Source organism: Rhodovibrio sodomensis, assembly GCF_016583645.1.
GTDB lineage: Bacteria > Pseudomonadota > Alphaproteobacteria > Kiloniellales > Rhodovibrionaceae > Rhodovibrio > Rhodovibrio sodomensis.
On sequence record NZ_NRRL01000002.1, the window covers coordinates 21,505 to 45,495 of the forward strand.

Below are 23,991 nucleotides of genomic sequence, written 5' to 3' on the forward strand. Positions count from 1 at the left end.
CAACTTGCCCCAGTTGCGCCGTTCCCGCGCCGGCCGCCGGTTTCCGCACCGCGTGGCGCGGCGCCCGCCGTGTGCGCGCTGTCACAGCGGCCGGCGGCGCGCGGGCGTAAAACGTCACCTGTACCTAACCTGTGACCTCCGAAAAGTCACAAGGTTGTCGTAAGCTCAGTCGACCGAACGACGCGGGAAACGTGTGGGAGGCCGCGATGACCAACGAAGCGATGAGCTGGCTCTGGATCGGTTTCGTCGTCCTGCTCGGCGTCGGCCTGGTCGCCGGGCATCAGGTGTTCTAGAGCAAGATGCTGCAAGGTGAAGCCACCTTTCAGCTGAATCTTGCTCTCCCTTCAAGCAGGTAGCGCAAAATTGACGATCAAGGCCGTTGCGGCCTTCATCGATTTTGCTCTAGCTCGCCCAGCGCACCCGCCCCATGCCCGTGCACGGGCCATCCCGCGCCGGCCACGGCGTCGGGGTTCAGCTGCCGTCGAACGGATCGACTTTTCGGGGACAGGCGTTCCGCGACTTGGTGGCGGAGGGGGAGGGATTCGAACCCTCGGTACGGGGAATACCCGTACACACGCTTTCCAGGCGTGCGCCTTCGACCGCTCGGCCACCCCTCCGCGTTCGCGCGCCCGGCCAGCGCCGGCGGCCGATCGAACAGCGGGCCGCCGGCGGGCGCGGTATGGCGGCTGCCGGCCGGCGCGGTGACCCGCCGGCTGGCGCGCGCGCAACCTAGCGAAGGCGTTCCGGCGATGCAACAAGACGGCGGCGGGGCGAGGGCCGGAGTCGCGGGCGGTGTCGGCGGCCGCCCGCCCCGGGGGGTTGGGGCCAATACGGCCGGGCTTTCGCGCGCCCACGGCGTGACTTAGGCTGCGTCCGGCGCAGGGCCTGGCGCGCCTGGGGCGCGTGCCCGGCAAGCGGGCAGCCCAGGCGCCGCGCATCACTGTCGCCACACACGACCGTCGCCACATACGGCGGACGACAGACGCGGCGGACAGCACGCAAGAGACGATACAGGGGAGCGGACGCGGGGATCGTGCGGTTTCTATTCGGACTTCTGGGGATCTTGGCGCTGGCGCTCGGGCTGGCGACGGCGGGCTTGCTGGTCGCCGCCGCGGCATCCGGCATGGCGCTGACGCAGCCGCTGGGGCAGCTCTGGTTCAACCTCGACAGCGGCAGCCTGAACCTGGCCCAGGCAACGATCGAGCGCGCCATCTGGCCGCCACTGTGGCAGTTCGGGGTGTTCCCGCTGCTGCAGCAGCCGGGCCTGTACGTCGGCCTGGGCGCGCTCGCCCTCGCGCTGGTCTTCCTGCTGCTCGCCCGCCGCCGCCGCGGCCGAGACCGCAAGTTCCGCTAGAGCAAGATGCTGAAAAGTGAAGCCACGTTTCAGTTGAAGCTTGCTCTCTCTTCAAGCAGGTAGAGCAAAATCGATGAAGGTCGACTCGACCTTCATCGTTTTTGCTCGAGTCCGGCCGCTTGCCGAAGTCCGGGCGGCTCAAGCCGCCCGGACCTCGTTCAGGAAGCCGCTGACCGCCCCGCGCAGCGTCTCGGCCTGCTCGGCCAGCTGGTCGGCGGCGGAGCGCACGCTGCCCGTGGCTTCCGAGGTCTGCTGCGCCGCTTCGCGCACGGTTTGCAGACTGCCCGATGCCGTTTCGGTGCCTTGGGCGGCCTGATGCGCGCTTCGGCTGATCTCGGCGGTCGTCGCGGTCTGCTGCTCCATCGACGCGGCGATCGCGTTGGTGGCGGCGCTGATCTCGTCGACCTCCTGGACGATCTGACGGGTGCCGCCGACGGCCGCGTCCGAAGCCCGCTTCACGGCGGCCAGCTGCGAGGCGATGCTGTCGGTCATCTTCTGCGTCTGGTTCGCCAGCGTCTTCACCTCACCGGCCACGACCGCGAAGCCCTTGCCGGCATCGCCGGCGCGCGCCGCCTCGATGGTCGCGTTGAGGGCGAGCAGGTTGGTCTGCTCGGCGACGTCGCCGATCTGGCTCACCACCTCGTCGATCCGGGCGACGGCCTGCTGCAGCTCGTCCATCCGTTGACCGGCGTCCTGCGCGCTGGTGGCGGTCGCCTGCAGCTTCTGGGCCGCGTTCGCCACCTGGCCGTTGACCTCCTGGATCGCCGCCGACAGCTGTTCCGAGGCCGAGGCGACCGTCTGGACGTTGCCCGACGCCTGGTCGCCGGCGCTCGCCGCGGCCGTGGTCTGGGTTTCGGTCGAGTCCGCCGCCCCGGTCAGCTGCTGGGCCGTGGCCTGCAGCTCGGTCGCCGCGGAGCCGACCAGGTTGACGATCCCCCCGATCTCCTGGTCGAACCGGTCGGCGAGCTCGCGCATCGCCGCGCGCTTGTCCGCCTCGTTGCGTTCGGCCGTCCGCTTCTGCTCGGCCTCCAGGCGGCGCTTATCGCGCGCGTTGTCCTGGAACACCTGCAAGGCCTCGGCCATCGTCCCGACCTCGTCGCGGCGCCCGGTCTCGGTGATCTCCAGGTCGAGATCGTCGTCCGCGATCCGGCGCATTTTGGTCGACAGGGCGCGCAGACCGCCGACGATGTCGCGCTGAACCGCCAGCACGACCCCGGCGGCGAGCAGGGTGACCACCAGGATCACGCCACCGACCCGCATCGCCAGATGGCTGAACGCGGTATCGAAGTCGTCCAGGTAGATGCCGGTGCCGACGAACATGTTCCACGGCTCGAACGCGAGCGCGTAGCCCAGCTTGCGCACCGGCTCGTCGGATCCGGGCCGCGGCCACATGAAATAGAGATAGCCTCCGCCCGGCTGCTGCGATATCTGGGCGAGTTCCTCGATCAGGCGCAGGCCGTGGCTGTCGGTCAGACCGATCTTGTTCTGGCCGACCAGCTCCGGCTTGGCGGGGTGGGCGACGTTGGTGCCGTCCAGCGTCCAGGCGTAGAGGTAGTTGTTGCCGTCGTCGAACCACATGGCGTTGAGCGTCTCGCGGAACCGATCCAGCGCCGCCTCGCGGGTCAGCTCGCCGTCTGCGACCCGCGCCTGTAGGCGGCCGGCGATGCCTTGCGCGGTCTCGGAGAGATCGCGGAGCTTGGTAATGCGGTCTTCGATCATGTTGCCGCGGGCGATGGAGAGCGCGGTGCCCGCGGCGACGAGCAAAGCGGCAACGGTGACGCCAAGCAGGATCCACAGCTTGGCGTGGACAGTAAGGTTCTTAAGCGACATGGTTTTACCGGGCAGGTTCGAACGGGGCGACGCGAACGCGGCCGGGGCGACTCCGACACCGTTCGCGCACTAGCGCGCTCGACTTACCCGCAGCTTTCTTAAAGACCCGTTTAACGCCAGCCGGGCCGCGGGTGCCTCGGACCAGCTGGCCGCACGGACGCGGCCGGTTCCGCGCCCCCGCGCCGCGGCGATTCGTCGCGAACCGACCGACCGGGTCGGCTGGGGAAGGCTACTGGTCGTCCATCTTGAGCGCCGCCAGGAAGGCCGACTGCGGGATCTCGACCTTGCCGAACTGGCGCATCTTCTTCTTGCCTTCCTTCTGCTTCTCCAGAAGCTTGCGCTTACGGGTCACGTCGCCGCCGTAGCACTTGGCGGTGACATCCTTGCGCACCGCCGGCACGGTCTCGCGCGCCACCACCTTGCCGCCGATCGCGGCCTGGATGGCGACCTTGAACAGTTGCCGCGGGATCAGCTCCTTGAGCTTCTCGCAGACCGCGCGGCCGCGCCCCTCCGCCTGGCTGCGGTGGACGATCAGGGCGAGCGCGTCGACCCGCTCCTGGTTCACCAGGATGTCCAGCTTGACCAGGTCGCCCTCGTGGTAGCCTTCCATCTGGTAGTCGAACGAGGCGTAGCCGCTGGTGATCGACTTCAGCCGGTCGTAGAAGTCGTAGACCACCTCGTTGAGCGGCAATTGATAGACCACCATCGCCCGGTCGCCGGCGTAGGTCAGGTCCTGCTGGATGCCGCGGCGGTCCTCGCACAGCTTGAGCACGTTGCCGAGATACGTGTCCGGCACCAGGATGGTCGCCCGGATCCACGGCTCCTCGATCGCCTCGATGTGCATCCGATCGGGCATGTCGGTCGGGTTGTGCAGTTCGACCATCTCGCCGTTGGTCTTCATCACCCGGTAGATCACCGACGGGGCGGTGGTGATCAGGTCGAGATCGTATTCGCGCTCCAGGCGTTCCTGCACGATCTCAAGGTGCAGCAGGCCGAGGAAGCCGCAACGGAAGCCGAAGCCGAGCGCGGGCGAGTTTTCCGGCTCGAACTGGAACGAGCTGTCGTTCAGGCGCAGCTTGCCGAGCGCGTCGCGCAGCTGCTCGTAGTCCTCCGTCGAGGCCGGAAACAGGCCGCAGAACACCACCGGCACGGACGGCTTATAGCCCTCCAGCGGCTTGGCGCAGGGGTTCTTCTCGTCGGTGATGGTGTCGCCGACCTGCGCCTCGTCGATATCCTTGATGCCGGAGATGATGTAGCCGAGGTCGCCCGGCCCCAGCACCTCGCCCTTGGTGCGCGCCGGCTGGAAGGTGCCGACCTCGTTGACGTCGTGCAGCGCGCGCGTGCCCAGCATGCGGATCTGCGTGCCCGGCTTGACCCGGCCTTCCATGACGCGGGTCAGCACGATCACGCCCATGTACTGGTCGTACCAGCTGTCCACCAGCAGCGCCTTGAGCGGCGCCTGCGGGTCGCCGGCGGGCGGGGGAATGCGCTGGACGATCGATTCGGTGACGTCCTCCACGCCCTGCCCGGTCTTGGCGGAGATCAAGAGCGCGTCGGTCGCGTCCAGGCCGATCACGTCCTCGATCTCCTGCATCACCCGTTCGGGATCGGCGGCCGGCAGATCGACCTTGTTCAGCACCGGGATGATCTCGAGGTCGTGGTCGAGCGCGAGATAGACGTTGGCGAGCGTCTGCGCCTCGACGCCCTGGCTGGCGTCGACCAGCAGGATGCAGCCCTCGCACGCCTTGAGCGACCGCGACACCTCGTAGGAGAAGTCGACGTGGCCGGGGGTGTCGATGACGTTGAAGGTGTAGGCCTGCCCGTCGCGCGCGCGGTAGGTCAGGCGCACGGTCTGCGCCTTGATGGTGATGCCGCGCTCGCGTTCCAGGTCCATGTTGTCCAGAAACTGCTCGCGCATATCGCGCTCGCTCACCCCCTCGCACAGCTGGATCATCCGGTCGGCGAGGGTCGACTTGCCGTGGTCGATGTGCGCGATGATGGCGAAGTTGCGCGTGTGCTGCTGATCGGTCATGCGGGGCTTTTACGGGGTTAACGGTTCACTGTCCGGGTCGCGGGCGTCCCGAGCCTTGGCGGTCCGGCGCTAAGGGGGCCGGCGCGTCGGGCACGGCCACGCGGGGTCGGCGCGGTAGGCCCAGCACCATGACGATCTAGCGCCCTGGCGGCCTGCCGCGCGACGTCGCCGCGGATGCCGCCCGATCTGAGGTGGCGCGCGCGGCCCGCGCGACCATAGGGGCCGCGTCCGGTCCACGCAACTGGCCCGGCACGGCCCGACTGCGCGGCTTTCACCGGGTCAACGCGGACACGCCGGGGCACGAGTCGCTGCGACCTGCGGTCGCCGCGGGAACAGCAACCTTTGCACTCCAAAAATTTTTCTGGTCCCCTATGAACCGGTTCAAAACGAACCGCGTAATCAAGGATAGTTCGCGGCGGTTTCTTCCCGTCTCTTCCGAGCCGCGGCGAACTGGGACCCGTCCGCCGGGTCCCTGGGGCCGCCCGTCCCGTGCGTGTGTGCCCGTCCGTACGGGCGGGCGGCCCGGCCTCCCTGGCAGGCGATACCATACGCCGGCGTTGCACCGCCGAGGTTCCCCGGTACCAGCCTGCCGACCCGTTTTCACGTGCCAATCTGCCCCATGGCCCCGGCGGCCAACCGGCTGCCGGGGCTCTTTTGGCCAACCGCGAAGACCGTTGCCCTATTTTCGCCGCCCGCTGACCGCATTATCTCAGCCGAAACGTGTCCAGGCGACCGGATGCCGCCGGTCGACCCACGGGCTCTTAGACAATAGGGAGGCTTCGACATGCGAACGCGAATGCTCGGCGCGCTCGCCGCGCTCGCCCTGCTGGTGCCGGTCCTGGCCGAAGCCCACCACGGCTGGCGCTGGACCACCGGCGGCAACATCGAGCTGACCGGCATCATCCAGGACGCCCAGCTCGGTAACCCGCACGGCGTTCTGAGCGTGGACGCCGACGGCGAGAGCTGGACGGTCGAGGTCGGCCAGCCGTGGCGCAACGACCGCGCCGGGCTGAAGGCCGGCGATCTGGCGCCGGGCGTGGAAATCCGCGCGATCGGCGAGCCGTCGGCCGAGCCCGAAAAGCGCCGGATGAAGGTCGAGCGGCTGTTCATCGGCGAGCGGGAATACGTCCTCTATCCGAACCGCGACTGACCTCGGCCGGTGCCGGACCTGCTGACCGCCGCGCTGAGCGCGCTCGCCGACTGGCCGGTCGCGCAGGCGCTCACCCAAGGGCGCTGGAGCTACGCTGCGGTCAGCGCGCTGCACGTGCTGGGCATCGCGCTGCTGGTCGGCGGGATCCTGCCGCTCGACCTGCGGCTGCTCGGCCTGTGGCGGTCGGTCGAGATGCGCCCGCTCGCGGCCGTGCTGACACCGATGGCGGCCGCCGGACTGCTGCTCGCGGTTGTGACCGGCGTGCTGCTGTTCAGCGTGCGGCCGCTGGAATACGCCCAGGTCCCGGTGCTGTGGGGCAAGCTGGCGCTGATCGCGCTGGGGGCGACGGGCGCCCTCGCGTTTCGTCTGCGCGTCGGCCGCGACCCGGACCGCGCCGGACGGCGGCTGCGCGCCCTGGCCGGGATCGGTTCGATCGTCGCCTGGCTGGGCGCGCTCGCCTGCGGGCGGCTGATCGCCTTCACCGGAAGCTGAGCCGCCCTATCTCACCGGTTCAATATCACCTGCGACAGCCGATTAACGGGGAGGTTCCTGGATGTTCCGACTGACCGCGCTCGCCGCGTTCCTGACGGCCGCGTTCGCCCTGCCCGCCCCGGTGCAGGCGCAAAGCGGCGGCGGCGCCTGGGCCGCGCTCAAACAACCGGGAACCGTCGCGATCATGCGCCACGCCCTCGCGCCCGGCACCGGCGACCCGGCGAACTTCGAGCTGGGCGACTGCTCGACCCAGCGCACCCTGAACGGCGCCGGCCGGGAGCAGTCCCGCCGGATCGGCCAGGCGTTCCGCGACCACGGCATTCAGGTCGACCGCGTGCTGACCAGCCAGTGGTGCCGCTGCCGCCAGACGGCGGAGCTGCTCGGCCTGGCGCCGGTGGCGGACTTCCCGGCCCTCAACTCCTTCTTCGAGGACCGCTCCACCCGCGACCAGCAGACCGCGGCCGTCCGCGACCTCCTGGCCGACGCGCCCGCGGACGAAAAGCTCGTGCTGGTCACCCACCAGGTGAACATCACCGCGCTGACCGACGTGTTCCCATCGAGCGGCGAAGTGATCGTGATCGAGGTCGCCGACGACGGGACGGTCGACGTGCGGGGCTCGTTCCTGATCCGGGCGCCGCGGTAAGCGGGTTCACCACGGAGGACACAAAGGGCACGGAGCCCGAGGTTTCCGAACCGAGCAGAACAATCGGCCGCGGCACGCGAAGGCCTTGCGGCGGCCCGGATTTCCGCGGTTTCAACGGGCGCTGGCCGCTGGTCCCCGCTCCTCCACGTGGGAGGAGAGGGATAGGGAGAGGAGGTTTGCACGGCCTATGCCGGCGGCACCCTCCTCCCCTAGCCCCTCCTCCCAGTGGAGGAGGGGAATTGGATAAGCCAGCGCGTGAGCCCGCCTTTCCTCTAGTGTCCGTGGTGCCTTGGTGGTGAGCCCTAACCTACCCTCTTAGCTCGCCGCCGGTCTTTTTCTGGACCTGGTCGATCACCTTCTGGCCGACGGTGTCGATTTCCTGTTCGGTCAGGGTCTTTTCCCGGGGTTGCAGGGTGACGGCGATGGCGAGCGACTTCTTGCCGTCGCCGACCTTCTCGCCGGTATAGACGTCGAACAGCTTCACATCGGCGATCAGGTCCTTGTCGGCGCCCTTGGCCGCGCGGATGAGGTTCTCCGCCGGCACGTCGGCGTCGACGATGAAGGCGAAGTCGCGCTCGACCGGCTGCAGCGACGACAGGGTCAGGCCGCCGCGCTTCTTGGTCTGCGGCACGCGGTCGACGAACACCTCGAACGCCGCCACCGGGCCGCGCATGTCGTAGGCCTCCAGCACCCGCGGGTGCAGCTCGCCGAAGTACGCCAGCACCTGCTTGCCCAACCGCAGCGCACCGGCGCGGCCCGGGTGGTACCAGCCTGGCGCGTCGGTCGAGACCTGCAGGTTGTCGCCGGGCGCCCCCGCGGCCGTCAGCGCGGCGAGCGCGTCGGTCTTGGCGTCGAAGGCGTCGTGGACCCGGCGTTCGGCGGCCCAGTGGCGCGGCGCGCTGTGGCCGGCGCGCAGGCCCGCGGCGACCGTGTCCTGCCCGTCCGGGGCAGCGGACACGTACTGCGGGCCGAGCTCGAACAGCGCGACGTCGGGGAAGCCGCGGTCGGCGTTGCGCGCGCCCGCCTCGACCAGGTTGGCGAGCACGACCGGGCGCATCACGTCGAGCTCGCTGGAGATCGGGTTGGCGAGATAGAGATCCGCCACCTGCCCGCCGAACTGTTCGGCGTGGCGCGAGGACATGAACGAGAAGGTCACCGCCTCGTTCATGCCGCGGCTGGCGAGCGCGGCGCGCGCCAGCTCGCCCCGGCGCTGGCCGGGCGTGACGGCGGCCTGCGGCACGGCCGTGAGCGGCGGCAGCGGCTCGGTCGGGATGGCGTCGTAGCCGTTGATCCGCAGCACCTCCTCGACCAGGCAGGCCTCGCTCTCGACGTCGACGCGCCACGGCGGGACGGTCGCCTTGATCAGCTCGCCGTCGCCGCCCGCATCGGAAACCGTGGTCTCGAAGCCGAGGTCGTCCAGGATCCGCCGGCAGGTCTTGGCGCCCACCTCCAGGCCGCCCAGCTCGGCCACGCGCTTGACCCGCAGGTCGACCTGCGCGCGATCGCGCGGGATCTCGCCGGCGGACGTCAGGTGGCTCGCCTCGCCGCCGCAGATCTGCTGGATCAGGCGGGTGGCGACCGCCTCCCCCCAGTCGGCGCTTTCGGGATCGAGCCCGCGCTCGAAGCGGAAGCGCGCGTCGGACAGCACCCCTAGGCGCCGGCCGGCCTTGGCGATGCGCACCGGATCGAACAGCGCCACCTCCAGGAACACCTCGGTGGTGTCGTGGGTAACCCCGGACTGCTGGCCGCCCATCAGGCCGCCGATGCCCTGGACGCGGGTCTCGTCGGCGATCACGACCGTTTCCGGATCCAGGGTGTAGGTCTGCTCGTCCAGCGCCTCGATCTCTTCGCCGTCGCGGGCGAGGCGCATGGTGAGATCGCCTGTCACCCGGCCAGCGTCGAACACGTGCAGCGGCCGGCCCAGGTCGAAGGTGACGTAGTTGGTGATGTCCACGAGCGCGGAGATCGGCCGCAGCCCGATCGCGCGCAGGCGCCGCTGCATCCAGGCCGGGCTTTCGCCGTTCTTGACGTTGCGGAAGTGCCGCCCGCCGACGTAAGGGCAGGCAGCTTCCGCGCCCGCCGGCAGGTCGCGTCGCCACTGTAGCGGCGGGTCGTAGCTGCCGGCGACCGCTTCCAGGCGCGGGTCGTCCTTCAGCGTGCCCAGACCCGCCGCCGCCAGGTCGCGGGCGACGCCGCGCACGCCCAGGCAGTCCGCGCGGTTGGGCGTGATCGCGATGTCGAACACCGGATCGTCCAGGCCCATCGCCTTGGCGAACGGCGCCCCGACCTCCGCGTCCTCGGGCATCTCGATGATGCCTTCGTGCGCGTCGCTGAGCCCCATCTCGCGCTCGGAGACCAGCATGCCGTTGGATTCGACGCCGCGAATCTTGCCGGCCTTGAGCGTGGTGTCGATGCCCGGGATGTAGGCGCCGACCGGCGCGAACACGCCCTTCATGCCGGTCTTGGCGTTGGGCGCGCCGCAGATCACCTGCACCGACGCGCCGTCGCCCGGATCGACCGTGCAGACCTTGAGCCGGTCGGCGTTGGGGTGCTGGGCGGCCTCCTTGACGTAGGCGACCTTGAAAGGCGCCAGCTCCTCCGCCTTGTTCTCCAGGCCTTCCAGCTCCAGGCCGAGGTTGGTCAGCACCTCCCCGATCTCCGCGGCCGTCGCCTCGGTGTCGAGATGATCCTTCAGCCAGGACAGCGTGTACTTCATCGGATTACAGGCCCTTCACCGGCGACGGCGTCTCGATCGGCAGGAAGCCGTAGTGGCGCAGCCAGCGCAGGTCGGACTCGTAGAAGGTGCGCAGGTCGGGGATGCCGTACTTCAGCATCGCCGCGCGCTCGACCCCCATGCCGAAGGCGTAGCCCTGGTATTGGCTGGAATCGATGCCGCAGTTCTCCAGCACCTTCGGATGGATCATGCCGCAGCCCAGGATCTCCAGCCAGTCGCCGCCCTTGCCGATCTTGAGTTCGTTGCCCTGCTTGGAGCAGCCGATGTCGACCTCGGCCGACGGCTCGGTGAACGGGAAGTAGCTGGGGCGGAACTGCACCGGCAGGTCGTCGACGCCGAAGAAGGCGCGGCAGAACTCGATCAGCGTGCCCTTCAGGTGCCCCATGTGCGTGGTCCGGTCGACCACCAGCCCCTCGATCTGGTGGAACATCGGGCTGTGCGTCGCATCGTCGTCGCTGCGGAAGGTGCGCCCGGGCGCGATCACCCGGATCGGCGGCTCCTCCAGCTGACGCATCGCCCGGATCTGCACCGGCGAGGTGTGCGTGCGCAGGACCTTGCGATGGCCGTCGTCGCCCGTGCCCTCGACGTAGAAAGTATCGTGCTCCTGCCGGGCCGGGTGCTCGGGCGGGATGTTGAGGGCGGTAAAGTTGTGGAAGTCGTCCTCGACATGCGGCCCCTCGGCGACCCGGAAGCCCATCGCGCCGAAGATCTGGATCATCTCCTCGATGGTGCGCGAGATCGGGTGGATGCGGCCCATGTCGAACGGCCGCGCCGGCAGGGTCACGTCGACCCGCTCGCGCTCCAGGCGCGCCTGCATCTCGGCTTCCGCCAGGCTGGCCTTGCGGGTCTCGATCGCCTGCTGGACGGCGTCCTTGACCTCGTTCAGCGCCTGGCCGACGCGCTTGCGCTCCTCGGGATCGAGCTGGCCCAGCTGCTTCATCTGCTGGGTCAGGCGCCCCTTCTTGCCGAGCGCGGACACCCGCACCTGCTCCAGGTCATCGAGCGTGTTGGCCCCGTCGACCTCGGCCAGCAGGGACCGCTTCAGCTCCTCGGGCTCGTCCATCGCGGCACACGTACTTGCTGTTTTGGAGACCGGTGGGCGGGCGCTGGCACCCGCCCGGCGCACCGGCGGCCCAGCCATCGCCGTGATGACCGGGCCGCCGTTGCAGTCGTCGTCGTGACACCCCTGGCGGCCCCGACGTCCGGGCCCGCCCGGGCGCGTTACATCGCGCCGCGGCCGGCGGAGGCGTCTTCCTTGGCACCCGCGGGCAGCGCCTTGCGGGCCTGCTCGACCAGGTTGGCGAACGAATCCGGCTCGCGCACCGCGAGGTCGGCCAGGACCTTGCGGTCCAGCTCGACGCCGGCTTCGCGCAGCCCGGCCATCAGCTGGCTGTAGGTCAGGCCGTTGTTGCGCGCACCGGCGTTGATCCGCTGGATCCACAGGCTGCGGAACTCGCGCTTACGCTGCTTGCGGTCGCGGTAGGCGTACTGCAGGTTCTTTTCGACCCGCTGCCGGGCGACGCGGATCGTGTTCTTCTGACGGCCCCGGGCGCCCTTGGCGGCCTTGAGGACCTTGTTGTGCTTGGCGCGGGAGGTAACTCCACGCTTTACGCGGGACATGGCGGCGCTCCTGCTTGGCTAGGAGATGACGGATCGTGGGTTCGGGTCGCTCGGGTCGGCGAAGCCGCACTCAGCCGTTCGGCAGGTAGTGCTTCTTGACCATGTTGGCTTCGGTCTTCCGCAGCACCATCATCCCGCGCGCTTGGCGCTTCATCTTCTGCGGCCGCTTGCGCAGGTTGTGGGACTTGAAGGCGTACTTGACCCGGACCTTGCCGGTGCCGGTCATCTTGAAGCGCTTCTTGGCGCCGCTCTTGGTCTTGAGCTTGGACATTTTGGTTCCTTTCGGATCGGGCCGTTACCGGCCGACACGCTGAGCCGCGCGCCGGCCCACTGTTCGAGCTTCCGGGCATGTCCAGATGGCCGCGGTCGCCCTTGTTCGGAGGTGCGCGGTTATAACCACGCAGGCCGGCCATTGCAAGGCACCCGGCCGGCCGCTTGCCGGGCTGCCGCGCGGATGCGATTCTGGCTGTGAGGGCGCGGCGCCGGGCCGATCTCCGCCCCAGAATCCGCGCCCGGACGGGAGGCGCCCTTGCCGGACGCCAGCAGCCTGCCCGAGACCGACGACGCCCGCCCCGCGTTCGCCCGTCTGCTGGCCGATCTGGCCGCGCGCGGGGCGCTCGACCGCGCCGATCCGCTCGCCGGCGGGATCCTCGCGGGCCTGCGCGCGCTCGCGCAGAGGACACTCGGCCCAAGCTGGCGGCGGCACCATCTGGGCGACGGGCCGGTCGCCGCCGCGCCGCTGTGCGCCCCGACCCCGGCGGCCGTGCAGACGGCCTACGGCCAACTCCTCGCGCTCGCGGTGGCGTGGGACAAGGATGGGCAGCCCCAGCTGACCCCGCGCCCGTTCGCCCGCCAGCAAGCGGGGGCGTACTACACCCCGCCCGCCCTGATAACGCTGCTGCTGGATTGGGCGGGTGTCGACGCCGGTACGCGGGCGCTGATCGACCCGGCCTGCGGCCCGGGGGCGTTCCTCCTCGCCGCCCAGCAGCGGATGCCGGCGGACCGGCTGTACGGCATCGACGTCGATCCCTGCGCGGTCGCCTGTGCGCGGGTCGCGCTGGCGTTGCGGCTCCGGGCCGACGGCGCGCCGGCGCCCGACCTGACAGACCGGATCGTGTGCGCGGACGCGCTGCTGGACGACCGGGCGTGGGCGGCGCTGACGCCCGCCGGGCCGGCCGCCCCCGGCTTCGACGCGATCGTCGGCAACCCGCCCTGGGAACGCGCCAAGCTGCAGCAGGTCGAATGGCTGGCCGCGCACGATCCGGGCTTCCGCGGTCTGGATGCTGGCCAGCGCAAGCAACGGCTGGCCACCCTGGCGGCGGCGGACACGCCGTTGTGGCGGGCGTTCGACGCGGAACGCCGCCGGCGGGCCGCGTATGCCGCGCGGCTGCGCGCGCGCTATCCGGAGGCGTGCGGCGGCGACGCCAACCTCTACGCCGGCTTCGCCGCGCTCGCCGATGCGCGGATCGCACCCGACGGCCGGGCCGCGCTGCTGGTGCCGAGCGGCATCGCCGCCGACCGCGGCACCCACGGACTGGTCCGCCGGCTGGCAAGCGCGGGCCGGCTGGCCGCCTTCCTCGACTTCGAGAACCGCGGCCCGGGGCGCACGCAGCCGGGCACCCGGTTCTTCCCGGGCGTCGACGGGCGGTTCCGGTTCGCCGCGCTCTGCCTGACCGGCCGAGCGGGGCGGGTCCGCCGGTCCCGTCTGGCATTTGCGCTCAGCGATCCGGGCGATCTCGGCAACGCACGGCCGCTGACGCTCAGTCCCCGGGCGCTGGCGACCCTGAACCCGGCGACCGGCGGGCTGGCGATGCCGCGCTGCCGGGCCGATGCCGCGCTCGCGCTGCGGCTGCACCGGCGCTGGCCGCCGCTGGTCGACCGGCGCGGACCGGCGCCGGTGCACGCCTTTCCGGCCCGCTACCGGCGGATGTTCGACCTGACCAACGATGCCCAGCATTTCCAGCCCTGGCCGCGGGCGGACGGCGACGCCTGGCCGCTGTACGAGGGTAAGATGGTGCAGGCGTTCGACCATCGCGCCGCCAGCGTCGTCACCCACGCCGGCAACCTGAAGCGCCCGGCGCAGCCGCGCCGCACCACCGAGGCCGAGCGGGCCGACCCGGCGTTCCGGCCAACCCCGCGGTTCGGCGTGGCGGCCGATCAGGCGCGCTGGCCGGACGGCCTGGACTGGGCGATCGCGCTGAAGCACGTCACCTCCCCCAGCAACGCGCGCACCGTGATCGCGGCCGCCGTGCCGCCGTGCGCGGCCGCCAACTCACTGCCGCTGCTGCTGCCGGCCGACGACGACCCGGCGGCGGTTGAGGCCTATCGCCGCACCGCACCGCTGCTGCTCGCCAACCTGAACGCCCAGGTGCTGGACTGGCTGGCCCGCGGCAAACTGCAGGGGCAGAACCTGAACCTGTACATCCTGGAACAACTGCCGGTCATCCCGCCCGGCGCCTACCCGGCCGACGCCGCGGCGCACGTCCGCGCGGCGCTAAAGCAGCTCTGCCATACCAGCTACGACCTGAACGGCTTCGCCCGGGACCTGGGCCACCCGGGCCCGCCGGTCGCCTGGTGCCCGAGCGCACGCGCGCAGGCGCGGCACGCCCTGGATGCCCTGTACCGCAAGCTTTACGCGCTCGACGCGCGCCAGTCGGTGAGGGTGGTTAAGCATTTCCGGGTTACAACTCAAAACTAGATTCGGTATCTACAGCAGTCCAGATGTTCATTGCCGGCGCATTAACGGTTTTCTCGTCTTACCTTGTACCAGAGTCTGAAACTCGTTAAGCAATGGCCGAAGGTCTTGGCTGGCGCGTTTTCCACTTTCGACTTCGATAACTGTTTTTTCCATGGCGGGGATCGCTAAACTTTTGGTATTTAGAGCTCGAGACACAACCGAGCAGCGTAGGAGTGCGCAGCACGAACATGGCCGGTTCAGATCGCAAGCCGATCCCGACGCCCCCGCGCGATCCGGCGGGAACGCCGAGCCTCCGTTTGGCGGACACCATGAATGACGATCGGGAGGTGCCGGGCGCATCGAAACATCCGACGATCACCCATCACGCGCGCGGCCCCGGCGCGGTGGCCCATGCGCTTGAGCAGCTGGTCCGCGTGCACTTCGCGCGCAGCTTCGTGCAGGGGCTCAAGCCGGCGCAGTGGCACGCCCTGCGCTACTTCGCGGTGATGCCGTTGGAAGAACGCACGGTCACCGCGTTCGCCCGCCACCGCGGCTCGACCATGGGCACGGCCTCGACCACGATCTCGGCCCTGGTGCGCAAGGGCTATCTGGGACGCAGTTCCGGCAGCGCGCGCAACAGCGGCCTGTTCGTCACCGACGCCGGCCACGAATTGCTGCGCGACGATCCGATCAACGAGCTGGTGCGCGCGATCGATACGCTCGACGAGCAGGAGCGCGCGGTTCTGGAACGGGCCCTGCCGAAGCTGGTCGGCCAGATGGGCGGCGACGCCAGCTGACCCCGGGACGTCCGCGTGCCCGCGCAAGCGCTGCGCCAACGCTCACCATGACAAAGCCCGCCGACCCTCCAAGGTCGGCGGGCTTTGTCGTGTTCGATCCAGAGCCGACGGATCGAGGCCGGTGATCCGGCGCACGGCACTGCACCCCGGGATGCCAGCTCGACGCACCAGCCCGGAGGCCGCCTTAACGCGGCGCCAGGACCATGATCATCTGACGCCCTTCGAGCTTGGGATGTGCCTCGACCTTGACCTTTTCGCCGAGCTCTTCCTGCACCTTGCCCAGCAACTGCTTGCCCAGGTCCTGGTGCGCCATCTCGCGGCCGCGGAAGCGCAAGGTGACCTTAACCTTGTCACCCTCGTCCAGGAACTTGTGGATGGCCTTCATCTTCACGCCATAGTCGTGATCGTCGATGTTCGGCCGCATCTTGATTTCTTTAAGCTCGACCGTCTTTTGCTTTTTCCGGGCTTCGGCGCGCTTTTTCTGCTCTTCGTATTTGTAGCGGCCGTAATCCAGGATCCGACAGACCGGCGGTGAGACGTTGGGCGACACCTCGACCAGGTCGAGGCCAAAATCGCCGGCCTTTTCGAGCGCTTCGCGCGTGTCCAGCACACCGAGGTTCTCGCCCTCGGGGCCGATCAGGCGCACTTCACGGACGTTGATCTGGTCGTTGACGCGGGGACCGCCTTTGGTGGGCGGGCCCGAAGTGGCTGGCCTTGCTATGGATCAGACTCCCTTGCCTGTTGAACCTTGCCGGCATACCGCCCTCGGCGCCCTCGCCGACCGGCACTATGCGTCCATTACTATACGTGGTGACCGGCCAACGGTCCTCCAACCCGGACCGGCGGTCCGCCCGTGCGGACCCTTGACCGGGTCAATCGACCTTGGGCGGTGCCGCCTCTTCACCGAGTCTAGTCACCGCATCGTCGAGCGCAAGAACCTCTTGCTGCTTGCTGCCCAGCCGGCGCAGCGCGACGGTCCGCTCCTGCGCCTCGCGCTCGCCGACGACGGCGATCACCGGGACCTTCTGATTGGAGTGTTCGCGGACCTTGTAGTTGATCTTCTCGTTGCGCAGGTCGGTCTCCACCCGCAGGCCGGCCTGGCGCAGCGCCTGCGCGGCCTGCTTGGCGTAGTCGTCGGCGGCACTCGTGATCGTCGCCACGGTGACCTGCACGGGCGCCAGCCACATCGGGAAGCGCCCGGCGTGCTCCTCGATCAGGATCGCGATGAAGCGCTCGAACGAGCCCACGATCGCCCGGTGCAGCATCACCGGGCGGTGCTTGTTGCCGTCCTCGCCGACGTAGTCGGCGTCCAGGCGCTCGGGCAGCACGAAGTCGACCTGGTGGGTGCCGCACTGCCAGTCGCGGCCGATCGCGTCGCGCAGCACGAACTCCAGCTTGGGCCCGTAGAACGCGCCCTCGCCCGGGTTCATGGTATACGGCAGGCCGGTCGCCTCGATCGCCTCCTTGAGCGCGGATTCCGCCTTGTCCCAGACCGCGTCGGAGCCGGCGCGGGTTTCCGGGCGGTCGGAGAACTTCACCCGCACGTCCTCGAAGCCGAACGCCTTGTAGATCTCCAGCAGCATGTCGCAGAACTTCTGCGTCTCGCTGTTGATCTGCTCGGGCGTGCAGAAGATGTGCGCGTCGTCCTGGGTGAACGCGCGCACCCGCATCAGCCCGTGCAGCGCGCCCGACGGCTCGTAGCGGTGGCAGGAGCCGAACTCCGCCATCCGGTAGGGCAGGTCGCGGTAGCTGGTGATACCCTTGTTGAAGATCTGCACGTGCGCCGGGCAGTTCATCGGCTTGAGCGCGAGCACGTGGTCGTCCTCGCTGCGCGCGGTGAACATCGCCTCGCGGAACTTGTCCCAGTGGCCGGAGCGCTCCCACAGCGCGCGGTCGATCAGCTGCGGCGTCTTGACCTCGTGGTAGCCCTCGCGCTCCTGCATGGCGCGGACGTACTTCTCCACCTGGCGGTACAGCGTCCAGCCCTTGGGGTGCCAGAACACGCTGCCAACGGCTTCCTCCTGGATGTGGAACAGGTCGAGCTCGCGGCCCAGCCGGCGGTGGTCGCGCTTCTCCGCCTCCTCCAGCATCGTCAGGTATTCGTTGAGCCGCTTCTCGCTCTCCCAGGCGGTGCCGGCGATCCGCTGCAGCTGCTCGTTGTTGGGATCGCCGCGCCAGTAGGCGCCGGAGACCTTCATCAGCTTGAACGCGTGGCCGACCCGCCCGGTCGACGGCGCGTGCGGGCCCCGGCACAGGTCCAGCCAATCGTCGCCCTGGCGGTAGATCGTGATCTGCTCGCCCTTGGGAATGCCCTCGCGGATGTGCTGCGCCTTGTACTTCTCGCCCTTCTGGTCGAAGAAGTGCGCCGCCGCGTCGCGGTCCCAGACCTCGCGGACAAACGGCTTGTCGGCGTCCACGATCTCGTGCATCCGCTTCTCGATCTTCTCCAGATCGTCGCTCGAGAACGGATGCGCGCGGGCGAAATCGTAATAGAAGCCGGTCTCGGTCGGCGGGCCGAAGGTGACCTGCGCGTCCGGGAACAGCTCCTGCACCGCCTCCGCCATCACGTGGGCGGCGTCGTGGCGGATGATCTGACGGGCGTCCTGGTGGGTCGGGGTCACGATCTCGACGCGGGCGTCCTGCGGGATCGGCTGGTCGAGGTCGCGCAGCTCGCCGTCGACCTTGACGACGAGCGCGTCCTTCGCCAGCCGCTTGCCGATCCGTTCGGCGACCTCGCGCCCGGTCGGCGGCTGCTCGAACGCCAGTTGGTTGCCGTCGGGAAGTGTGATCGTCACCGCCTTGGCGGCGTCGGCAACGCTCGTCAAAACCTGTGCCCTTCTGAACTTGCGTCGGTCGGACCCGCCGCGGACAGACCCGCCGCGGGGCGTGGCGCCAAGCTAGCCAGCGCGCTCACCCTGTCAAGCGAGGAACGTGCGCACCCCGGTTCGCGGCACCACGGGCGGCGAACCTGGCTCAAAGCCCGCGCCGCGCGGCTTCCGCCTCGACCGCCTGCACGCGCGCGGGCACGTCGATCTCCTGCAGGCTGGTGACCTCGAGCGCGCGGTCGTCGAGCGCGCCCTCGGTGACGACGCCGCCGCCGGCGGCAAGCCGGCTATCGCGCGCGGTCATCAGGGCGGCGATGTCGGCGCGGTACAGCCGCAGCAGCGCGGTCAGCCAGGCGTTCACCTCTGGCGCCGGCGTGTCGCCGCGCATCTCGAAATTCGCCAGCAGCCGCACCGCCGTCGCGGCCGGGTACCAGCGCTCCGCGGTGACCCAGCGGTTGGTGGTGAACAGGCGCGTCGCCCGCCCCTCGATATCCACCGACACCGCGATCAGATGGGTCAGCGCGGTCGGCGGCGGGGGCGCGTCGTCGGGCAGCAGATGGCTCAGGCCGAACGGCCGCACGAAGCTATGGAAGTGGCCGTGCTCGCCCGGGAAGCGCTGGTCGGCGGCGTGGGCGTGGTAGAAGTACTGGCTCTCGCTTTCCGCATCGTAGGCGTCGCCGTCGGGATAGTGATCCCACTCGTAGAAGCCGTCATCAGCCTCCGCCAGCAGGCGCGCCACCACGTTGCCGCCGCGCGCGGTCAGGTCGGCCTCGACCTCCCGGACCGTGCGGGCCGCGGCCGCCAGCGCCGCCAGCTCGGCATCGTCGAGCCGGGCCAGATCCGCAGTCTTCAGGCCGCCTTCGGGCGCGGCCGCCGTCTCAGCCTGCACGGTCAAGAGCGTCTGACTTTCGTTCGGCGGATGTGTCCCGCCCCGATGATTGCCGTCCCGCCAGCCTAACCGTTCGGGGCCTCGCGTACCACCAGCACCGACCGCTTGGCGTGGCGCACCACGCGCGCGGCGTTCGGGCCCAGCAGGTAGTCGCGCAGCTCCGGCCGGTGCGAGGCCATGCAGATCAGGTCGCAGTCCGCCTCTTCCGCCATGCGCAGGATCTCGTCGTAGACCCGGCCGTGGCCCACCAGGTGCTGCACGCCGACGCCTTCGGGCACGTGGTCCTTGGTGAAGGCATGCAGCCGCTGGCGGGCTTCCGCGACGATCTTCTGCTCGTAATCCTGCGGAAAGTACTGCGCGACCATGGTCGCGCCGAAGTCGGGCACGACGGTGAGCACGTGCAGCCGGCTGCCGAACGCCTGCGCCAGTTCGACCGCCCGGGCGATCGCGGCCGACCAGGAGTTCGTATCGTCCAAGTCGACCGGAACCAGGATGTCCTTGTACATCACGTTATCCCTTCACGAGTGGCGCGCCGCCCGGCCCGCCGCGTGCCCCATACCTGATCGCCGGCCGTGATCGCGGGCCCTGACCGCCGGCTGGGTCGCGACCGTCGTCATTCCGCGCCGGCGCCCTGCGGCTGCGCCCGCTTGGCCACGCCGCGGCCGGGATTGCGCCGGCGCTGCAGCAGGTAGACGCCGCCCAGCAGCACCAGGGCCGGAATGAAAAACAGCTCCTTCGGCGGCTGCTGGGTGGGCACCTGCAGACCGACCAAGTTCCAGCCGAAGTCCACGCCCGCCTTCTCCGCCGGCGAGTTGAACACGACGTTGGTGATCTGCACCTGCTCGCCCATCGTCTGGACCATGATGCCGGCATGCTGCAGACGCTGGATCCCGGAGCTGCCCTCGGCGGGGCCGAGCGGCAGGCGCACCGTCTTGCGCGCTTCCTCGCCCTCGATCGTCAGGCCCTCGATCACCACCCGGAGCGCACCGCCGGCCGGCGCGTCGGCCGCGCGCTCGGTGATCTGGGTCGGATCGACCGTGCGGTAGGGCGGGATGATCTGGTCCATCCAGTAGCCGGGCCGCAGCAGCGTGAACGCGACCAGCAGCAACAGCGCACTCTCCCAGAGCTTGCTGCGCGCGGCGAAGTAGCCCTGCGTCGCCGCGGCGAACACCAGGATCCCGGCGAGCGCCGAGGTCACGATGATGATGAATTCGACCGGTCCGTCGATCCCGATCAGCAGCAGTTCGGTGTTGAAGATGAACACGAACGGCAGCACCACCGTGCGCAGCGAATAGAAGAACGCGGTGAAGCCGGTCTTGATCGGATCGCCGCCCGAGACGGCCGCGGCGGCGAACGACGCCAGCCCCACCGGCGGTGTGACGTCCGCCATGATGCCGAAGTAGAAGACGAACATGTGCACCGCGATCAGCGGCACCACCAGCCCGACCTCGGAGCCGAGTTGCACGATGACGGGCGCCATCAACGACGACACCACGATGTAGTTGGCCGTGGTCGGCAGGCCCATGCCCAGGATCAGGCTGAGCAGCGCCGTGAACATCAGCATCAGGATGACGTTGCCGCCGGAGATCAGCTCGACGAACTCGGTCATCACCTGGCCGATGCCGGTCAGGGTCACGGTGCCGACGATGATGCCCGCCGCGGCGGTGGCGACACCGATGCCGATCATGTTGCGCGCGCCGCCGATCAGGCCGTCCAGCAGTTCGATCCCGGAGGCCCGCATCTGGTTGCCGTAATCGCCGGCGTTGCGGAAGAACGCCTTGAGCGGGCGTTGGGTGACCAGGATGAACAGCATGAACGCGGTCGCCCAGAACGCCGACAGGCCCGGCGACAGCCGCTCGATCATCAGGCACCAGACCAGCACGCCGACCGGCGGCAGGTAGTACAGCCCGGACTTCACCGTCGGCGCGACCTCGGGCAGGTGGTAGACCGGCTCGTTGGGATCGTCCAGCTCCAATTCGGGTACGCGGGTGGCGTACCAGACCAGCCCGGCATAGGCGGCGAACACCAGCAGCACCATCACGTAGACGGCGGAGCCGCCGAGCAGCGCGCTCACCAGACTGACCAAACCGTAGACCCCGAACGCGCCCAGCACGACGTTGCCCGCGACGACGGCGCCCGTGGAAACGTACCGCCAGCGGCTGTCTTGCGGTACCGAGCGGCTGAGCCCGAAGTAAAGCGCGCCCTGCAGCAGGCCGATCAGCACCACCGCCCACAAGAGGTTGGACGACTGCGCCAGCAGCCCCGCCAGTTCGAACAGCCAGTAGACCCCGCCCGCGATAATCGCGATCGACGCCACGGTCAGGCCGAGCGCGATCAGCGTCCATTTCGCGGGCTTGGGCGCCTGCGGCTTGGGCAGCGCCTGAAAGTCGCCCTTCAGCGCCTCCAGGTGGACCAGGTAGAGCAGCGCGATGTAGCTGATGATCGCCGGCAAGAAGGCATGCTTGATCACCTGGAAGTAGGGGATACCGACGTATTCCACCATCAGGAAGGCGGCCGCGCCCATCACCGGGGGCATCAGCTGGCCGTTGACCGACGAACCGACCTCGACCGCGCCCGCCTTCTCGCTGGAGAAGCCGACGCGCTTCATCAGCGGCACGGTGAAGGTGCCGGTGGTGACCACGTTGGCGATCGAGGAGCCGGAGATCAGGCCGGTCATCGCCGAGGAAACGACGGCCGCCTTGGCCGGGCCGCCGCGCAGGTGGCCCAGCAGGGCGAACGCGACCTTGATGAAGTAGTTGCCGGCGCCCGCCTTATCCAACAGCGAACCGAACAGCACGAACAGGAAGACGAAGCTGGTCGACACACCCAGCGGCACGCCGAACACGCCCTCGGTCTGCAGCCACTGGTGCCACATCGCCTTGTCCAGCGAGGCGCCCTTCCACTGGATCACATCCGGCACGAGGACGGACGACCCGAAGAAGACGTAGGCGAGGAACACCAGCGCCACGATCATCAGCGGCGGGCCGAGCGCCCGGCGCGTCGCCTCCAGAAGGCAGACGATGCCGACGCACGCGACCGTGGTGTCGTACCAGGTCGGCAGGCCGACACGCCCGGCCAGCGCCTCGTAGAAGAAGAACTGGTAGGCCGCGCAGAAGGCGGCGACGCCGGCGATCAGCCAGTCCTGCTCCGGAACCCGGTCGCGCGGCGAGCTTTTCAGCGTCGGATACGCCGTGAATGCCAGGAAGATCGCGAAGGCGAGGTGAATCGACCGCGCTTCGGTGCCGTTGATGATCCCGATGTTCAGGATGAACGGCAGCGGCGAGGCGTACCAAAGCTGGAACAGCGACCAGGCCAGTGCGACCCCTAGGATCGTCCACTTGGCAACAGGGTTGCGCGGATCGCGCGCGCCGGTGTCGGTCGACGCGACCAGGTCGTCCAGCTTCTTGTCCCCGGCCGCCTTGCCCTGCTGCGGGCTCTGCGAACTCGCCATGACGCCTCCAGGTGGTCCGGCGCGCTCAATCGCCGGCGATCGGCGGTTTCAAAGGTACGCGCCCCCGCATCTAACCGGGAGGCACCCTCCTCACCCTGTCCCTCTCCTCCCACGGGAGAGGGACAGGGTGAGGAGGCGCCACGGATGGATGAGCCGTCGCACCTCTCACATCCGCGAACAGGTCGGCCGCGCCCCGGCTGTGCGGGACGCGGCCGCCCGTCGCGTCGCGGGAACGCCAGCTTACTTCAGGCCGGCTTCCTTGTAGTACTGCATCGCGCCCGCGTGGATCGGGGCGGACAGCGACTGGCTGACCATCTCGTCCTTCCGCAGGACCTGGAAGGCCGGATGCAGCGACCGGAACTGGTCGAAGTTCTCGAACACCGCCTGCGCCACCTCGTAGGCGACCTTATCGTTCACGTCCGCGCTGGTGACGAAGGTCGCGCGCACGCCGAAGGTGGTCACGTCGTCCGGGTTGGCGTTGTACATGCCGCCCGGGATGGTGGCGAAGGAGTAGTACGGCCGGCTCTCGACCAGCTTCTGGATCTGCTCGTTGTTCACGTTGACCAGCTGGGCGTCGCAGGTCGTCGTCGCCTCCTGGATCGAACCGGACGGATGGCCCACGACGAACACGAACGCGTCGATCTTGTTGTCGCACAGGGCCTGCGCCTGCTCCGCCGACTTCAGCTCGGAAGCGAGCGAGAAGTCGTCCATGGTCCAGCCCATCGCGTCCATGGCGATCTCCATGGTGGCGCGCTGGCCCGAGCCTGGGTTGCCGACGTTGACCCGCTTACCCTTCAGGTCCTCGAAGTCCTCGATGCCGCTGCCCTTGCGGGCGACCACGGTGAACGGCTCGGGGTGCAGCGAGAACATCGCGCGCAGATCCTTGTACGCGCCCGCGTCCTCGAAGCGGCTGGAGCCGTTGTAGGCGTGGTACTGCCAGTCCGACTGGGCGACGCCGAACTCCAGCTCGCCCGCGCGGATGGTGTTCAGGTTGTAGACCGACCCGCCGGTGGATTCGACGGAGCAGCGGATGCCGTGCTCCTCGCGGTCCTTGTTGACCAGACGGCAGATCGCGCCGCCGGCCGGATAATACACGCCGGTCACGCCGCCGGTGCCGATGGTGACGAAGTTCGTCTCGTCCTGGGCCAGCGCTTGGTTGCTGGTTCCCGCCATCCAGGCACCGGTCGCCGCAACGACGGCGGCAGCCGTGATCACGAGCTTCTTCATGGAAAAGCCTCCGTAGTCTGCCTTGGGTTGGTTGATGTCGGGGCCTGGGAAGGCGACGGCAGATACGCCCTCTTGCCCCGGCCGGACGGCCACGCGTATGGCGCGGCAACACACCGGCGGTGAGCTGTCACTGCGACGTACGGGGAGTCGACGACGCTGAAGCGGCCGGATCTCGGTGACGGAGCGCCGTCGTCCGGCGCGCGTGACCGAAACCGCGTCGCCTGCCGGCGCATACCGGAACTCCGGGTCCTCAACGTCCCCTCCGTTGAA

At 69.3% G+C, this 23,991-nt stretch carries 18 protein-coding genes and 1 tRNA gene; 6 read left to right on the forward strand and 13 right to left on the reverse strand.

What is annotated here, in order from left to right:
• Nucleotides 1-524 precede the first annotated feature (524 nt).
• Nucleotides 525-617: transfer RNA gene (locus CKO28_RS01865), tRNA-Ser, on the reverse strand.
• A gap of 416 nt (nucleotides 618-1,033) precedes the next feature.
• Here CKO28_RS01865 and CKO28_RS01870 point away from each other — a divergent pair.
• Nucleotides 1,034-1,354 (forward strand): hypothetical protein, encoded by a 321-nt coding sequence (locus tag CKO28_RS01870; RefSeq protein ID WP_200338839.1) that lies wholly within the window; start codon nucleotides 1,034-1,036, stop codon nucleotides 1,352-1,354.
• Between the two features lie 138 nt (nucleotides 1,355-1,492).
• On the opposite strand, the gene CKO28_RS01875 is transcribed toward CKO28_RS01870, so the two are convergent.
• Nucleotides 1,493-3,184, reverse strand: coding sequence for a methyl-accepting chemotaxis protein (locus tag CKO28_RS01875; RefSeq protein WP_200338840.1), 1,692 nt, complete (start codon nucleotides 3,182-3,184; stop codon nucleotides 1,493-1,495).
• A 229-nt stretch (nucleotides 3,185-3,413) separates the two neighbouring features.
• On the reverse strand, nucleotides 3,414-5,216 hold the full coding sequence (lepA, locus tag CKO28_RS01880) for a translation elongation factor 4 (RefSeq protein WP_200338841.1): 1,803 nt from the start codon (nucleotides 5,214-5,216) through the stop codon (nucleotides 3,414-3,416).
• Between the two features lie 784 nt (nucleotides 5,217-6,000).
• On the opposite strand from lepA, the gene CKO28_RS01885 reads away from it, so the two are divergent.
• The 3 genes from CKO28_RS01885 (at nucleotide 6,001) to CKO28_RS01895 (ending at nucleotide 7,501) form a co-directional block, all read left to right on the forward strand.
• Nucleotides 6,001-6,366, forward strand: a complete 366-nt coding sequence (locus CKO28_RS01885; RefSeq protein ID WP_200338842.1) for a DUF6152 family protein — start codon at nucleotides 6,001-6,003, stop codon at nucleotides 6,364-6,366.
• Between the two features lie 9 nt (nucleotides 6,367-6,375).
• Nucleotides 6,376-6,858, forward strand: coding sequence for a DUF2214 domain-containing protein (locus CKO28_RS01890; protein WP_200338843.1), 483 nt, complete (start codon nucleotides 6,376-6,378; stop codon nucleotides 6,856-6,858).
• Between the two features lie 61 nt (nucleotides 6,859-6,919).
• Nucleotides 6,920-7,501 carry a histidine phosphatase family protein gene (locus tag CKO28_RS01895; protein ID WP_242480295.1) on the forward strand — a complete coding sequence of 194 codons (582 nt, stop codon included), beginning with the start codon at nucleotides 6,920-6,922 and terminating at the stop codon, nucleotides 7,499-7,501.
• A gap of 307 nt (nucleotides 7,502-7,808) precedes the next feature.
• Here CKO28_RS01895 and pheT read toward each other — a convergent pair whose 3' ends face one another.
• The 4 genes from pheT to rpmI all read right to left on the reverse strand — a co-directional run bounded on the left by pheT (nucleotide 7,809) and on the right by rpmI (nucleotide 12,126).
• The gene (gene pheT / locus CKO28_RS01900; protein WP_200338844.1) at nucleotides 7,809-10,217 is read right to left on the reverse strand and encodes a phenylalanine--tRNA ligase subunit beta; all 2,409 of its coding nucleotides are present in this window, start codon (nucleotides 10,215-10,217) and stop codon (nucleotides 7,809-7,811) included.
• Between the two features lie 4 nt (nucleotides 10,218-10,221).
• The gene (gene pheS / locus CKO28_RS01905) at nucleotides 10,222-11,298 is read right to left on the reverse strand and encodes a phenylalanine--tRNA ligase subunit alpha (protein ID WP_200338845.1); all 1,077 of its coding nucleotides are present in this window, start codon (nucleotides 11,296-11,298) and stop codon (nucleotides 10,222-10,224) included.
• 158 nt (nucleotides 11,299-11,456) lie between these two features.
• On the reverse strand, nucleotides 11,457-11,855 hold the full coding sequence (gene rplT, locus CKO28_RS01910; RefSeq protein WP_200338846.1) for a 50S ribosomal protein L20: 399 nt from the start codon (nucleotides 11,853-11,855) through the stop codon (nucleotides 11,457-11,459).
• A 70-nt stretch (nucleotides 11,856-11,925) separates the two neighbouring features.
• Nucleotides 11,926-12,126, reverse strand: a complete 201-nt coding sequence (rpmI, locus tag CKO28_RS01915; RefSeq protein WP_200338847.1) for a 50S ribosomal protein L35 — start codon at nucleotides 12,124-12,126, stop codon at nucleotides 11,926-11,928.
• 258 nt (nucleotides 12,127-12,384) lie between these two features.
• Here rpmI and CKO28_RS01920 point away from each other — a divergent pair, with 258 nt between their 5' ends.
• Both CKO28_RS01920 and CKO28_RS01925 read left to right on the forward strand, forming a co-directional pair.
• The gene (locus tag CKO28_RS01920; protein WP_200338848.1) at nucleotides 12,385-14,553 is read left to right on the forward strand and encodes an N-6 DNA methylase; all 2,169 of its coding nucleotides are present in this window, start codon (nucleotides 12,385-12,387) and stop codon (nucleotides 14,551-14,553) included.
• A 308-nt stretch (nucleotides 14,554-14,861) separates the two neighbouring features.
• Complete coding sequence (locus CKO28_RS01925) at nucleotides 14,862-15,329, forward strand: MarR family winged helix-turn-helix transcriptional regulator (protein ID WP_200338849.1); 468 nt, start codon at nucleotides 14,862-14,864, stop codon at nucleotides 15,327-15,329.
• 184 nt (nucleotides 15,330-15,513) lie between these two features.
• Here CKO28_RS01925 and infC read toward each other — a convergent pair whose 3' ends face one another.
• The 6 genes from infC to CKO28_RS01955 all read right to left on the reverse strand — a co-directional run bounded on the left by infC (nucleotide 15,514) and on the right by CKO28_RS01955 (nucleotide 23,721).
• Nucleotides 15,514-16,050 carry a translation initiation factor IF-3 gene (gene infC, locus CKO28_RS01930; RefSeq protein ID WP_200338945.1) on the reverse strand — a complete coding sequence of 179 codons (537 nt, stop codon included), beginning with the start codon at nucleotides 16,048-16,050 and terminating at the stop codon, nucleotides 15,514-15,516.
• A gap of 151 nt (nucleotides 16,051-16,201) precedes the next feature.
• A complete protein-coding gene (gene thrS, locus CKO28_RS01935) occupies nucleotides 16,202-18,124 on the reverse strand; it encodes a threonine--tRNA ligase (protein WP_200338946.1) in 1,923 nt (640 codons plus the stop codon).
• 178 nt (nucleotides 18,125-18,302) lie between these two features.
• Nucleotides 18,303-19,043 carry a DUF6969 family protein gene (locus CKO28_RS01940; protein WP_437127604.1) on the reverse strand — a complete coding sequence of 247 codons (741 nt, stop codon included), beginning with the start codon at nucleotides 19,041-19,043 and terminating at the stop codon, nucleotides 18,303-18,305.
• 65 nt (nucleotides 19,044-19,108) lie between these two features.
• Nucleotides 19,109-19,549 carry a universal stress protein gene (locus CKO28_RS01945; protein ID WP_200338851.1) on the reverse strand — a complete coding sequence of 147 codons (441 nt, stop codon included), beginning with the start codon at nucleotides 19,547-19,549 and terminating at the stop codon, nucleotides 19,109-19,111.
• Between the two features lie 107 nt (nucleotides 19,550-19,656).
• The gene (locus CKO28_RS01950; RefSeq protein ID WP_200338852.1) at nucleotides 19,657-22,494 is read right to left on the reverse strand and encodes a TRAP transporter permease; all 2,838 of its coding nucleotides are present in this window, start codon (nucleotides 22,492-22,494) and stop codon (nucleotides 19,657-19,659) included.
• Between the two features lie 240 nt (nucleotides 22,495-22,734).
• Nucleotides 22,735-23,721 (reverse strand): TAXI family TRAP transporter solute-binding subunit, encoded by a 987-nt coding sequence (locus CKO28_RS01955; protein WP_200338853.1) that lies wholly within the window; start codon nucleotides 23,719-23,721, stop codon nucleotides 22,735-22,737.
• Between the last annotated feature and the right edge of the window lie 270 nt (nucleotides 23,722-23,991).

Excerpts from the sequence above, each read along its gene's own strand:
- pheT (WP_200338844.1), bottom strand. The coding sequence starts at position 10,217 with ATGAAGTACACGCTGTCCTGGCTGAAGGATCATCTCGACACCGAGGCG.
- CKO28_RS01945 (WP_200338851.1), bottom strand. The coding sequence starts at position 19,549 with ATGTACAAGGACATCCTGGTTCCGGTCGACTTGGACGATACGAACTCC.
- CKO28_RS01885 (WP_200338842.1), top strand. The coding sequence starts at position 6,001 with ATGCGAACGCGAATGCTCGGCGCGCTCGCCGCGCTCGCCCTGCTGGTG.
- pheS (WP_200338845.1), bottom strand. The coding sequence starts at position 11,298 with ATGGACGAGCCCGAGGAGCTGAAGCGGTCCCTGCTGGCCGAGGTCGAC.
- CKO28_RS01925 (WP_200338849.1), top strand. The coding sequence starts at position 14,862 with ATGAATGACGATCGGGAGGTGCCGGGCGCATCGAAACATCCGACGATC.
- CKO28_RS01895 (WP_242480295.1), top strand. The coding sequence starts at position 6,920 with ATGTTCCGACTGACCGCGCTCGCCGCGTTCCTGACGGCCGCGTTCGCC.
- CKO28_RS01955 (WP_200338853.1), bottom strand. The coding sequence starts at position 23,721 with ATGAAGAAGCTCGTGATCACGGCTGCCGCCGTCGTTGCGGCGACCGGT.
- rplT (WP_200338846.1), bottom strand. The coding sequence starts at position 11,855 with ATGTCCCGCGTAAAGCGTGGAGTTACCTCCCGCGCCAAGCACAACAAG.
- rpmI (WP_200338847.1), bottom strand. The coding sequence starts at position 12,126 with ATGTCCAAGCTCAAGACCAAGAGCGGCGCCAAGAAGCGCTTCAAGATG.
- lepA (WP_200338841.1), bottom strand. The coding sequence starts at position 5,216 with ATGACCGATCAGCAGCACACGCGCAACTTCGCCATCATCGCGCACATC.
- CKO28_RS01950 (WP_200338852.1), bottom strand. The coding sequence starts at position 22,494 with ATGGCGAGTTCGCAGAGCCCGCAGCAGGGCAAGGCGGCCGGGGACAAG.
- CKO28_RS01875 (WP_200338840.1), bottom strand. The coding sequence starts at position 3,184 with ATGTCGCTTAAGAACCTTACTGTCCACGCCAAGCTGTGGATCCTGCTT.